Genomic DNA, 13,186 nt, shown 5'->3' with positions numbered 1-13,186 from the left:
GGGGCGGATCACAGCGCCTGGCCGCGCCGCTTGAGTTCCAGGCGGCGGATGAATTCCTCCAGCACCTGGCGGTAGAGGTCGTCCTTGAGGCAGGCGTCTTCGATGCCGGCGTCGAGGTTGGGGTTGTCGTTCACTTCGATCACCACCACCTCGCCGTTCGCCTCCTTGAGGTCCACGCCATACAGGCCGTCGCCGATCAGGCTGGCGGTCTTCAGCGCCAGTTCCACCACGGCGGGCGGCGCGCTTTCCACCGGCAGCGTGCGGCACTCGCCGATCACCTCGCCGCCGGCCTTGTGCTCGACGATCTGCCAGTGCCCGCGAGACATGAAGTACTGGCAGGCGAACACCGGCTTGCGGTTGAGGATGCCGATGCGCCAGTCGTACTCGGTGTAGAGGTACTCCTGGGCGAGCAGCAGTACCGAATGCTCGAACAGCTCGGCGCTGACACTGCGCAGTTGCTGGGCGTCCTCGACCTTGTAGACGCCGCGGGAGAAGCAGCCGTCGGGAATCTTCAGCACCAGCGGGAAGCCCAGCCGCGCGCCGACGCGCTCCAGCTCCTGGGGGTTGTCCTTGTAGAGGATTTCCGTGTCCGGCATGCCCAGGCCCTGGCCGCGCAGCAGGTCGGTCAGGTAGACCTTGTTGGTGCAGCGAAGGATCGACGCCGGGTCGTCCATCACGATCAGCCCCTCGCTCTCGGCCTTCTTGGCGAAGCGGTAGGTGTGGTCGTCGACACTGGTGGTCTCGCGGATCAGCAGCGCGTCGTACTCCGCCAGCCGTGCGTAGTCCTTCTTCTCGATCAGCTCGACGTCGATGCCCAGTTGCCGGCCGACGCGGACGAAGTTCTCCAGCGCGCGGGCGTTGGACGGCGGCAGGCTCTCGGTCGGGTTGTGCAGGATGGCCAGGTCGTAGCGCGCCAGGCGCCGCGAGTTGGGCTGGCGCCAGACGCGGCGGCTGAAGCGGTCGAGGGCGTCGGCGAACTGGTCCTCCTGGTTCTCCCGCAGCTTGTGCAGCGCGCCGGGGCGCACGCCAGCGATGTGCCAGGCATCGGTGCGGCGGAAGTCCACCAGCAGGATCGGACAGGGGAAGGCCTCGAACAGCTGGCGGGCGATGGGCTGCAGCGGCTCAAGGTCGGTGCGGCCGAAGTACAGGCGCAGGGTGAAGCCGTCGGTGCTGGCGCAGGGGTGCTGGTCGAGGGCTTTTTCCAGGGTCTTCTCCAGGCCGTCCAGAGCCAGCCCATAGAGGGATTTCTTCGCCAGTTCGCTGATGGTACGCACCGAAGGAATCACCTTGTGCCCGCGCGCTTCGGCAAGCAGGGAACAGTAATAACCATGGCCGAGGTATTTGTAATTTCGGCACAGGTTGATTACCTGAAAGCGTTTTCCCGCATCGAACTGGCGTGAGTCCTCCAGATATTCCCGTGCGCTCAGCATATCCTCGCTGGGGATATACGAAGCCCAGTCTTCCTTGCGCTCGACAATGATCAGGACCTGGCTGGAGTGGGCTGAAGGTAGCTCCGCAGCGGGCTCGGTGATGGGCTGGAGGGAACTTGCGCTGAACTTTTCATGGAAGTTAGTGTGTAACGAAGACATTGCTGACGGACCTGTTTGAAAGTTGCCGTGTTTCTATTAAGCAGCAACTTTCCGGAATGTCCCGAACCATTACGAAAGTTTTACGGAGAACCCATGTCGTTGTTATACCGCCTTGCCGAGCGCACCGATTTGCCGGCCCTGTTGCACCTGGAAGAGGAGTGCTTCGCGCAGGACCGCATGAGCGAACGCAGCTTTCGCCAGTTGCTCGCGGCTCCCAGTGCCGCATTGCTGGTCGCCGAGCGCAACGGAGCCTTGCTGGGCTACGCCCTGCTGCTGTTGCGCCGGGGTGCCGCTGTCGCGCGCCTATACTCCCTGGCGATTTCCGCGCAGGCACGAGGTCAGGGCGTGGGCAGCGGATTGCTGGAGCACATCGAGGCGCTGGCCGTCCAGCGAGATTGCACGCGGCTGCGGCTGGAAGTCCGCATCGACAACGCGGTCGCCATCGGCCTGTACGAGCGGCGCGGCTACCGGTGTTTCGGCCGGTCCGCCGGCTTCTACGAGGATGGCAGCGACGCCTGGCGCTACGAGAAAACCATCGGCGTCGGGGCAGCAGAAGGGAGCCCGGCATGACTGCACAGATCCAGCACTTCTTCGACCCGGCCACGTCCACCTACAGCTACGTGGTGGCGGACCACAGCACCGGGCGCTGCGCCATCGTCGACCCGGTACTGGACTACGATGCCGCGGCCGGCCGCATCGGCAATGCCAGCGCCCGGCGCATCCTCGACTACGTGCGCGAGCAGGCGCTGACGGTAGAGTGGCTGCTGGAGACTCACCTGCATGCCGATCACCTGTCTGCGTCCGCCTGGCTCAAGGGCGAGCTGGGCGGCAAGCTGGCCATCGGCGCGAGCATCGCCCAGGTGCAGCGCACCTTTGCCGGTCTGTTCAACCTGGGCGAGGAGTTCCCCTGCGACGGCAGCCAGTTCGACCACCTGTTCGAAGACGGCGAGCACTTCAGCATCGGCGAACTGCCGGCCCAGGCGCTGCATACGCCCGGCCATACGCCGGCCTGCATGACCTACCTGATCGGCGATGCCGCGTTCGTCGGCGATACCCTATTCATGCCTGACTACGGCACGGCGCGCTGCGACTTCCCCGGCGGCGATGCGCGCCAGCTGTTCCGCTCCATTCAGCGGCTCTTCACTCTGCCGGGGCAGACGCGGCTGTTCATGTGCCATGACTACCTGGCGCCTGGGCGGGACGAGCATCAGCACGAGACGACCGTGGCCCGTGAGCGCGAGACCAACATTCACGTGCATGACGGGGTAGGGGAAGACGCCTTCGTCAGCATGCGCAACGAGCGCGATGCCTCGCTCAACGCGCCGGCGCTGATCTGGCCGTCTATCCAGGTGAACATGCGCGGCGGCGAGTTGCCGCCAGCCGAGGCCAACGGCGTGCGTTACCTGCGGATTCCGCTGGATCGGATGTAAACGGGCGGAATAAAAAATGCCGCCCGAAAAGGGCGGCAAAACACCAAAGGAACTGTGTTCCCCGCACCAGGGTGCGGGGAGGGTGGATCAGAAACGCCAGTCCAGCGACAGGTTGCCCGACACCGCGTTGTAGCCGGTGCGGAACAGGTCGCTGGAGACGCCCGCGCCGATGTCGATGTCCTTGCTCAACTGGTAGCGCACGCTGCCGCCCAGGCCCATGGAGTCGCGGCCGAATGCAGTGTTCTTGCTGTTGAAACCGGTCGCCGGGTAGTTGGCGAAGGTCGCGTCCTGCAGCACATCGGTATCCAGCAACTCGTGGTTCCAGGTGATCTGCGCCTCGGCCTTGATCGCCTGGCCAGCGCCCAGCGGGAAGGCCATGGCGCTGCTGAGGCCGATGCTCGAACGCAGCGAATCGAACTGCTGCGAATCCAGCTTCAGGGTGGTGCCGTCGGCGCCTTTTTCGTGGGTGCTGTCGCGCCACAGGCTGGTGTAGGTCAGGGTGGCGATCGGGCCGACGCTGACGTTCTCGTTCACCATGAAGCGATAACCGCCGCCACCGACGACCGATGCGCTGGTGCCGTTCCAGTCGGCCTTGTTCTGCGTCGAGTAGTCAGCGAAGTTCAGCTTGCGCTTGAGCTCGCCTTCTTCGTAGCCAACGCGGGCACTGCCGAGCATGTAGGGGCCGACCATCGGGTCCAGCGCGTAGCGCGCGTGCACGCCCAGCTCCAGGGCGGTGGTGTTGCCATCGCCACTCAGCGGGTCCTTGAGGCTGACCGTCTGCTTGCTGGCGGCACCGTGCAGGCCGACCACCAGGGCGCCTTCGGCGGAGGCCACGGTTTCGGCACCGAAGATCACACCGTAGCTGTTGCCGGTGTAACCGACGCTGTGGCTGTCGCCGTTCTGCCGGGTGTTGCCGCCGAAGGGCTGGATGAAGGTCTGCCACTGGCCCAGGGCGAGTTTGCCCGGTTCACGCTTGCTGATCGCATCGGCCACCTGCTGCTCGCGTTGCACGGAACTGGCGACCATAGCGCTGTAGGCGGACGGCGAGAGCTGGTCCAGCGCCGTGGCGATGGTGCTGCCGTCGGCGGCGGAGAAGTCCAGGGTGGTGTAGAGCTTGTGCAGGTCGCTGCCGGCGAGCGGGGCGATGCTCGACAGGGCCTCGCCCACACGCTCGCCGTTGCGGTCCTGCGCATATTGGCTGTAGGCGTCGGCGGCGCGGGTCAGGCTCAGGTTGTAGCTGCCGTTGGCGAGGGGGGTGCTGAGCAGTGTCAGGGTCGGCGAATCGAAGTCGGCATTGACCTGGCTGAAGGCGCCTTCGGTGGAACCGGCTTTCAGCAGGCTGGCGGTGTTGAGCTTCCAGCTTGGGGCATACCAGCCGCGCTCCGGCGTCACGCTCAGTTGGCCATCGAGCTTGGCCTTGCCGCTGACGGTAAGGGTGTCGTGCTGGCCCTTGGCATCGACATCGATCAGCAGCTTGCCGCTGGCGGCCTGGGTGTAATCGCCCTTGATGGCCATGGTGCCGTCGGGGGCGACGGTGCCGGCGTTCACGAAGGTACCGGCCTTGTTCAGGGTGAAGTTACCGCTGCCGCCGAGGGTGGCGCCTTCGGCCACGTCCACGCTGTAGATGGTGTTCGAACCATTCAGCGTAGTCGTGCCACCTACGGCTTTGATGGCGAAGCTGGCGACGCCGTCGATGTCGTCGTCGAAGCTGAACTTGAAGTTCGGATCGGCAGCAGCGAGGGCGCGGCCATTATCGTCGGCCAGGTTGCCGAAGGTGAGCTGGGTCAGGAAGGGGGTTCCGTCCCCATAGTTGATAACGTAGTCGGAGCGGATGTCGCCATGCACCTTGGCGCCGTTGAGGAAGTTGATGTTTCTCACGGCGGCGTTGCTGGCAATGGAAATAGCTGCGTCGGCGCCTGCCAGACGGCCGCTGATATCGACGTTGTTGACTAATGCTCCTTGCAGGTCCGCATACGCTGCATTGAAGGAGGAGTAGAAGCCGGAGTCGTTACCCAGGAGGTTGTTGCCGAAATTGAATTCGGCGCCGATACCGCCTTCGCCCAATGCCTGTACTTCACCGCGCTGCACGAAGTTGTGATTGCTGCCGTAGGTGAACAGCACGCCACGGCCGTTCAGGCCATCAGCATGGACCGTGGTACTCGGATCGATGGTCAGGGTGTTGCCGACGCCGTCCACCCGAATGCCAGCGGCGCCCGCACCGTTGGCCAGAAGATCCGCTGCCTGGTGGATCTGGTTATGGCTCCCGTAGACGTGGAGGCCCAGGCCTTGGGTCGTGGTGTTGGCCTGACCTGCCAGGTAGGCAGTGCCCTCGGCGTTGCGCTGGAAATAACCGTTCTGGTTGACCAGGGTCAGGTTGTCGCCATACACCGAATAGCCGAAGAAATTGCGCCGGTCGATGGTGAAACCCAGGTCCTGCAGTACCGCCAGCTCCGCTTCCATGAAGGTGACATAGTTGCGGATTTGCTGGTGGCTCATCAGGCTGTTCTTCAGCTCGCTGTGGCTCATGTAGTCGTCATCGACGCTACCGTCTGTGCCGAGGATCTTCACCGGCACGCCGGGCATGGCGCCGGCCAGGACTTCGCTGACGTGTTCGCCGGTGAAATAGCCCTGGTCCTTGCGAACATCGAAGGCATCTGCGCTGTACGGATTCGCGCAGCCCGTGCAAAGGATGGTCTGCCCGGCGTGCGCCGGGTTGCCATTGTCGTCTCGCAGCCCGATGGCCCAGGCATTGAGTTTGTCGTCGAACTGGGGGGTATAGGTGGGGTTGGAAGGATCGGTGCTTTCCGTGATTTCGTGGGTCGTGTTGGTTAGCCCCAGGCCGTGGGCCAGTTCGTGCAGTGCGGTGGCTGTCAGGTCGGGCTCTGCATGCAGGGGAATCTGCGAGGGAATGGAGGCCTGAGTACTGAACCCCATCTTGCCCAGGACGAAGTAGCCGTCGGCGCCGAATTTAAGCGCGCCGGGATCTCGGCCGGTCAGGGCTGCTTCGAGTTGCGTGATGATGTGGCCACCGACATCCGGGCCATCGCCGCTGGAACCTGCGGCGTTATCGTCGGTATTGAAGGTCCCCACGTTCAATATTGCAGGCCTGATACCGGGAGCAGGGGTAATGACATTTGCCCAGTACTTCATGGCATCCATCACCTGGCTCTTCTGCTGTTCGTCCAGGTTCCAGGTGGACGTCATTCCCGCAGCACTATCGCTATCACCTGGCATGAATTGACCATCGGTCGTGTCGAAGAAATTGACCTGGAAGATCGGTAGGCCCTGAGAGTTCGAAGCCGTGCGTGTGTCCTCTGCCATCAATTGCAGGCAAGGCAGAGCTGCAGCCATGGAGATGGCGAGGGAGATTCTGTTCCTGAAGAACTTCTGTTTGTTTTTCATTTCTGGTGATGGATCCCAAAGAGTGTGTTGGCAGGCGTTGCCACAGGAGCGGCAGCGCGCTCTCTTGAAAAAGAACGCCGGGATTCTTTGGGAGTGACTCCAGAAAAATAAGCAGTCTCCAGGCATCTGCAGATGCGTTTTTTCCTATTTTATTTCTTTTCTAATCAATTGATTTTGATCAAGATATTTATCTTCTTGCGCACTGTTGTTTCGACGTTGTGGATGACATGGTGCGGATAAAAGAACCCCGCCGGGATGGCGGGGCAGTTGAGGCAAGCGGAGTGTTGGTTTCTCAGAGCAACAGACTTCGAATATCCCCCAGCACCTCACCCAGCCTGCGGGTAAAGCGCGCCGCCGCCGCCCCGTTGATCACCCGGTGGTCATAGGACAATGACAACGGCAGCATCAGCCGTGGCTGGAAGGCCTTGCCGTCCCACACCGGCTGTATCGCCGCCTTGCTCACGCCGAGGATCGCCACTTCCGGCGCATTGACGATCGGCGTGAAGCCGGTGCCACCGATGTGCCCGAGGCTGGAGATGGTGAAGCAGGCACCCTGCATCGCATCGGCAGAAAGCTTCTTGGTGCGCGCCTTCTCCGCCAGCTCGGCGGCTTCCAGGGCCAGTTGCAGCAGACCCTTCTTGTCGACGTCGCGGATCACCGGCACCAGCAGGCCGTCCGGCGTGTCCACGGCGAAGCCGATGTGCACGTACTGCTTGCGGATCAGCGCCTTGCCGCTGGGGGCCAGCGAGCTGTTGAAGTCCGGCAGCTCGCGCAGCAGGTGGGCGCAGGCCTTGAGCAGGATCGGCAGGATGGTCAGCTTGGTCCCGGCCTTTTCCGCCGCCGCCTTCTGCGCGATGCGGAAGGCTTCGGCCTCGGTGATGTCGGCGGACTCGAACTGCGTCACGTGGGGCACGTTCAGCCAGCTGCGGTGCAGGTTGCTGGCGCCGACCTGCATCAGCCGGGTCATCGCCACTTCTTCCACGTCGCCGAACTTGCTGAAGTCGATTTCCGGGATCGGCGGGATGCCGGCGCCGCCAGTTGCACCCGCGCCGGACTTGCTGCGTTGCAGCTGCTCCTTCACGAAGGCCTGCACGTCTTCCTTGAGGATGCGGCCCTTCGGCCCGGTGCCGGTGACCTGGGCGAGATCGACGCCGAACTCGCGGGCGACCATGCGCACGGCGGGGCCGGCATGTACCTTGGTGCCGTCGCGGCTGGGTGCCCCGACCGGGGCTGCTTCCGGCGCTTTTTCCGGTTCGGCTTTCGCCGCCGGCGCAGGGGCTGACTCCTTGGCGGCGGCCGGTGCAGGAGCCGTGCCGGCGACTTCCAGGTCGAGTATCTCGTCGCCTTCCTTGAGGGTGTCGCCGATCTTCACCTTGATAGCCTTCACCACCCCGGCCTTGGGCGCGGGAATCTCCATGCTGGCCTTGTCGGATTCCAGCGTCAGCAGGCTCTGGTCGGCCTCGATGGAGTCACCCACCTTGACCATCAGTTCGATGACGTTGCCCTGGCCGTTGCCGATATCCGGCACGCGGATGGTCTCGACGCCGCCGCTGGCAGCCGGGGCGGGCGCTGGCTTCTCTTCCTTCGCAGGAGCCGGAGAGGAGGCGGGCGCCGCCGCGACTGGCGTGCTGGCCGGCGCAGTACCGCCCTCGGTTTCCAGTTCAAGGATGTCGTCACCTTCCTTGAGGGTGTCGCCGATCTTCACCTTGATCGCCTTCACCACGCCCGCCTTGGGCGCGGGAATCTCCATGCTGGCCTTGTCGGACTCCAGCGTCAGCAGGCTCTGGTCGGCCTCGATGCGGTCGCCGACCTTGACCATCAGCTCGATGATCTCGCCCTGGCCATTGCCGATGTCCGGCACCTTGATGGTTTCCACGCCGCCGCCACCGGAAGGCGCCGGCGCGGCAGCCGTCTTGGGCGCTTCGGCAACAGGCTTGGCGGGCTCCTCGGCCTTGGCTTCGGCCTTGGGCTCGGCAGCGCCGCCCTCGGCCTCCAGCTCAAGGATTTCGTCACCTTCCTTGAGGGTGTCGCCGACCTTCACCTTGATGGCTTTCACCACGCCGGCCTTGGGTGCGGGAATCTCCATGCTGGCCTTGTCGGATTCCAGGGTCAGCAGGCTCTGCTCGGCTTCGATACGGTCGCCGACCTTGACCAGCAGTTCGATGACTTCGCCCTGGCCGTTGCCGATGTCGGGTACGCGAATGGTCTCGCTCACGGTGCCTCTCCTCAGCAGTCCAGCGGGTTGGGTTTTTCCGGGTCGAGGCCGAACCTGGCGATGGCCTCGGCCACCACCTTCGGCTCGATGTCACCGCGATCGGCCAGGGCCTCCAGCGCGGCGAGCACCACCCAGTGGCGGTCCACCTCGAAGAAGTGGCGCAGCTTGGCGCGGGTGTCGCTGCGGCCGAAGCCGTCGGTGCCCAGCACCTTGTATTCCTTGGTCGGCACCCACTGGCGAATCTGGTCGGCGTAGACCTTCATGTAGTCGGTGGAAGCGATCACCGGCCCGCGCCGTCCGCCCAGGCACTGCTCGACGTAGCTGGGCCGTGGCTTCTGCCCCGGATGCAGGCGGTTCCAGCGCTCCACCGCGAGGCCGTCGCGGCGCAGTTCGTTGAAGCTGGGTACCGACCAGATATCCGCGCCGATGGAGAAGTCCTCACGGAGGATTTTCGCCGCCGCTTCCACCTCGCGCAGGATGGTCCCCGAGCCGAGCAGCTGCACATGGTGCGCAGCCGCCTTCTTGTCCTCGTCGAGCAGGTACATGCCCTTGATGATGCCCGCCTCGACGCCCTTGGGCAGCGGCGGGTGAGGGTAGTTCTCGTTCATCACGGTGATGTAGTAGAAGACCTCCTGCTGCTCTTCCATCATCTGCCGCACGCCTTCCTGGATGATCACCGCCAGTTCGTAGGAGTAGGTCGGGTCGTAGGTGCGGCAGTTGGGGATGACCGAGGCCAGCACGTGGCTGTGGCCGTCTTCGTGCTGCAGGCCCTCGCCATTGAGCGTGGTGCGCCCGGCGGTGCCACCGAGCATGAAGCCGCGCGTCAGGCTGTCACCGGCTGCCCAGGCCAGGTCGCCGATGCGCTGGAAGCCGAACATCGAATAGAAGATGTAGAACGGCAGCATCGGCTGGCGGTAGTTGCTGTACGCCGTGCCGGCGGCGATGAACGACGACATGGCGCCGGCCTCGGTGATGCCCTCTTCGAGGATCTGGCCCTTCTTGTCCTCGCGATAGAACATCAGCTGTTCCTTGTCGACCGGCTCGTACAGCTGGCCCACCGAGGAATAGATGCCGAGCTGGCGGAACATGCCTTCCATGCCGAAGGTGCGTGCCTCGTCGGGGATGATCGGCACGATGCGCTGGCCCAGCTCCTTGTCCTTGACCAGCTGCGAGATGATCCGCACGAAGGCCATGGTGGTGGAAATCTCGCGGTCGCCGGAGCCGTCCAGCAACGCCTTCAGCGCCTCCAGCGGCGGTGCCGGGATGCGCTGGCTGTTGCCGTGGCGATGGGGCATGAAGCCGCCCAGGGCGGCGCGCCGTTCCTTCAGGTAGCGCGCCTCGGCGCTGCCCTCGTCGGGGCGGTAGAAGGGCAGCTTGGCCAGGTCCGCGTCCTTGATCGGGATGTCGAAGCGGTCGCGGAAGGCGCGCAGGCTGTCGACGTCGATCTCGTGGATGTTATGGGCGATGTTCTTCGCCTCGCCGGTGCCGGTGCCGTAGCCCTTGATGGTCTTGGCCAGCACCACGCTGGGCTGGCCGCTGTGGTTCACCGCTGCGTGGTAGGCGGCATAGACCTTGTACGGATCGTGGCCGCCACGGTTGAGCTTCCAGATTTCCTCGTCGGAGAGGTCCTTGACCATCTCCAGCAGCTCGGGCCGTGCGCCGAAGAAGTGCTCGCGGACGAAGGCACCGTCCTTGGCCTTGTAGTTCTGGTAGTCGCCGTCCACCGCCTCGTCCATCCGCGCCTGCATCAGGCCGGCGGTATCCTTGGCGAACAGCGGGTCCCACATGCGCCCCCAGATCACCTTGATCACGTTCCAGTTGGCGCCGCGGAACACGCCCTCCAGCTCCTGGATGATCTTGCCGTTGCCGCGCACCGGGCCGTCCAGGCGCTGCAGGTTGCAGTTCACCACGAAGATCAGGTTGTCGAGCTTCTCGCGCCCGGCCAGGGAAATCGCGCCCAGGGACTCCGGCTCGTCGGTCTCGCCGTCGCCCAGGAAGCACCAGACCTTCTGCTTGCCGGCGGGAATGAAGCCGCGGCTCTCCAGGTACTTCATGAAGCGCGCCTGGTAGATCGCCTGGATCGGCCCCAGGCCCATGGACACGGTGGGGAACTGCCAGAACTTCGGCATCAGGCGCGGGTGCGGGTAGGAGGAGATGCCCTTGCCGTCCACCTCCTGGCGGAAGTTCTCCAGTTGCTCGTCGGTGAGCAGGCCCTCGATGTAGGCGCGGGCATAGAAGCCCGGCGAGGCATGGCCCTGGAAGTAGATCAGGTCGCCGGCGTGCTCCTCGGTCGGGCCGTTGAAGAAGTAGTTGAAGCCGATGTCGTAGAGCGTTGCCGAGGAAGCGAAGGTGGAGATGTGCCCGCCCAGCGACGGGTCCTTGTGGTTGGCGCGCATCACCATCGCCAGCGCATTCCAGCGCACCAGCGAGCGGATGCGCCGCTCCATGAACAGGTCGCCCGGCATGCGCGCCTCATGGCTGACGGGGATGGTGTTGCGGTAGGGCGTGGTGATGGCGTAGGGCAGCTGCGTGCCGGTACGACTGGCCAGCTCGCCTAAGCGAGTCATCAGGTAGTGGGCGCGCTCTTCGCCTTCTTTTTCCAGTACGGATTCCAGCGCGTCCAGCCATTCCTGGGTTTCGACGGGGTCGATATCGTGCATGGTCAGGGGTCCTGGTTACGGGGTCGGCTCTACGCAATGCCGGCTCCGGGCCAGGTGTTCCATGGGGTTGGCGCAGCGGGCGGCAACCCTTGTGAGGCCGCCGCGCTGCCGCCGGCACGCGCGTGTGGCTATAGAGCTTAGACAGCTCTGGCGCCCGTGCCTGCCCGGTTGGTCGAGTCAGGACGTCGCAGCTGAACTAAAACAACACTAAGATCCAGCTCTTGATCGAAGGGGACGACAAGGCGATGCAAACAGTAGAGGCGTTTTACGTCGAGATTCGGCGGCGGTTTCCCGATCTGGCAGAGCGCGCCGATCGAGAGCATGTTCGACTGTGGGGGGAGGTGGATATCGCCTTCGCCTACTCATGGTTTGGCAGTCTCGCGAATAGCCTCTGTGCCTTGATGCAACGCCACCAACTTCTCGAACGTTGCTCTGAACTGTTCAATTACGTCGATGTGCAGTTCGAGTTGGGCAGTGATGAAGTCCGCAACTGCATCGATGTTTCCCTGGTGGAGAATCTTTTCTGGCAGGTCCCCGGTGAGCTGGCGCATCCCTATTGGAATTGCCTACCGCAGCAATTGAAGGGGCTTTACCTGGGCTTCCATGCCCGGCCACCGATTTAACTTTCGTTCATCGCACTGCGTCACGTCGCAAGTCATCCCCCCGCTGCCACTGCGCCGCCACCAGGCGGTCGCGGCCGGCCTGCTTGGCCCGGTAGAGCAGGCGGTCCACCGCGGCGACGAAGTCCAGCGGGCGGTCGTTGGAGGAGGGCACGGCAGTACCGACCCCCAGGCTGATGGTCAGAAGGTCGGAAACCCCGGACTTCTCATGGACGATGCGTTGCTCGCGCAGCGCGTCGCGGCAACGCTCGGCGATCTGCTGGGCGGCCTCGCTGTCGGTTTCCGGCAGCACCAGCACGAACTCCTCGCCGCCAAAGCGCGCGATGAAGTCCCGCGGGCGGTGCAGGGCAAACGCCAGGGCCTTGCCGACGATGCGCAGGCAATCGTCGCCACGGATGTGCCCATAGTGGTCGTTGAACTGCTTGAAATAGTCGATATCCAGCAGCACCAGGGACAGCGGCTGACCGCTGCGCTGGGCGCTGCCCCATTCGGTATCCAGCACCGAATCGAACATGCGCCGGTTGGCCACGCCGGTCAGGCCGTCCTTGTAGGAGTACTCCTCCAGCTGGCGCTGCAGCATGATCAGCTGCTCCTCGGCGCGCTTGCGTTCGCTGATGTCGAACATGAAGCCCACCAGCGAATCCACCTCGCCCTTGTCGTCGCGCACCACGTGCACCACATCGCGGATCCACACGTACTCGCCGGTGGTGGTCAGCGCGCGGTAATCCGCCTCGTGGTCGGTGCCCTCGCGGGACTGCGAGATGCAGAAGTTCACCACCCGCTCGCGGTCTTCCGCGTGCATGCGGTCCGCCCAGTCGTTGGCGCTGACCCAACTGGCCTGGCTCCAGCCCAGCAGCTCTTCGATCTGCGGGCCGATGTAGGCGAAGGTCATGGTTTTCCAGTCGATCTTCCACGGGATGGCGCGGGTGGATTCGAGCAAGGTCTGGTAGACGGGATTTTCGCTGACGGTGTCGTACGGCATGACTGACCCCTGATGGCACTGTGCCTTGTTTCTACCACAGTCCGATGACGCAAAGTCCGCAGCGATGCGCCAACTCGCGACTCCGGTGCGACAGGGCGACGGACGGTCAATCCGCCTTGTACGGATTCTTCAGCAATTCATAACGGGATCTTCACGATTCTGGCGATAGGGTTTGCTCGCCCGCCATCTGACAACCCGCAGTGCGATGGAAACCCCAGGGATGGGTCGGGCCTCCTGCCCCGCGCAGGCCAGGAATGGACGAACGATGTATTCCATTGCAGTACGGCG

The 13,186-nt window shown here is 64.0% G+C and carries 8 protein-coding genes; 3 read left to right on the top strand and 5 right to left on the bottom strand.

What is annotated here, in order from left to right:
* Window positions 1-8: 8 nt before the first annotated feature.
* A complete protein-coding gene (locus QO207_RS20765; protein ID WP_301534206.1) occupies window positions 9-1,589 on the bottom strand; it encodes a RimK family protein in 1,581 nt (526 codons plus the stop codon).
* A gap of 93 nt (window positions 1,590-1,682) precedes the next feature.
* On the opposite strand from QO207_RS20765, the gene QO207_RS20760 reads away from it, so the two are divergent.
* Complete coding sequence (locus QO207_RS20760) at window positions 1,683-2,159, top strand: N-acetyltransferase (RefSeq protein WP_301534205.1); 477 nt, start codon at window positions 1,683-1,685, stop codon at window positions 2,157-2,159.
* Complete coding sequence (locus QO207_RS20755) at window positions 2,156-3,019, top strand: MBL fold metallo-hydrolase (RefSeq protein ID WP_301534204.1); 864 nt, start codon at window positions 2,156-2,158, stop codon at window positions 3,017-3,019. Before QO207_RS20760 ends, QO207_RS20755 begins: the two co-directional genes overlap by 4 nt.
* Window positions 3,020-3,106: 87 nt before the next feature.
* Here the strand turns inward: QO207_RS20755 and QO207_RS20750 are convergent, their stop codons facing one another.
* The 3 genes from QO207_RS20750 to aceE all read right to left on the bottom strand — a co-directional run bounded on the left by QO207_RS20750 (window position 3,107) and on the right by aceE (window position 11,296).
* A complete protein-coding gene (locus QO207_RS20750) occupies window positions 3,107-6,223 on the bottom strand; it encodes an autotransporter domain-containing protein (protein ID WP_301534203.1) in 3,117 nt (1,038 codons plus the stop codon).
* Window positions 6,224-6,713: 490 nt separating this feature from the next.
* Window positions 6,714-8,636, bottom strand: coding sequence for a dihydrolipoyllysine-residue acetyltransferase (gene aceF / locus QO207_RS20745; RefSeq protein ID WP_301534202.1), 1,923 nt, complete (start codon window positions 8,634-8,636; stop codon window positions 6,714-6,716).
* Between the two features lie 11 nt (window positions 8,637-8,647).
* Window positions 8,648-11,296 (bottom strand): pyruvate dehydrogenase (acetyl-transferring), homodimeric type, encoded by a 2,649-nt coding sequence (aceE, locus tag QO207_RS20740; RefSeq protein ID WP_301534201.1) that lies wholly within the window; start codon window positions 11,294-11,296, stop codon window positions 8,648-8,650.
* Between the two features lie 221 nt (window positions 11,297-11,517).
* On the opposite strand from aceE, the gene QO207_RS20735 reads away from it, so the two are divergent.
* On the top strand, window positions 11,518-11,919 hold the full coding sequence (locus QO207_RS20735; protein ID WP_301534200.1) for a hypothetical protein: 402 nt from the start codon (window positions 11,518-11,520) through the stop codon (window positions 11,917-11,919).
* Window positions 11,920-11,926: 7 nt separating this feature from the next.
* Here QO207_RS20735 and QO207_RS20730 read toward each other — a convergent pair whose 3' ends face one another.
* Window positions 11,927-12,898: a sensor domain-containing diguanylate cyclase gene (locus QO207_RS20730; protein WP_301534199.1), complete on the bottom strand. Its 972-nt coding sequence runs from the start codon at window positions 12,896-12,898 to the stop codon at window positions 11,927-11,929.
* Between the last annotated feature and the right edge of the window lie 288 nt (window positions 12,899-13,186).

The organism is Pseudomonas sp. CAN1, from assembly GCF_030462585.1.
In the GTDB taxonomy this organism is placed as follows: Bacteria; Pseudomonadota; Gammaproteobacteria; order Pseudomonadales; family Pseudomonadaceae; genus Pseudomonas.
The sequence above is the reverse complement of the archived record's forward strand: the minus strand, read 5'-3'. Positions and strand labels throughout refer to the sequence as shown.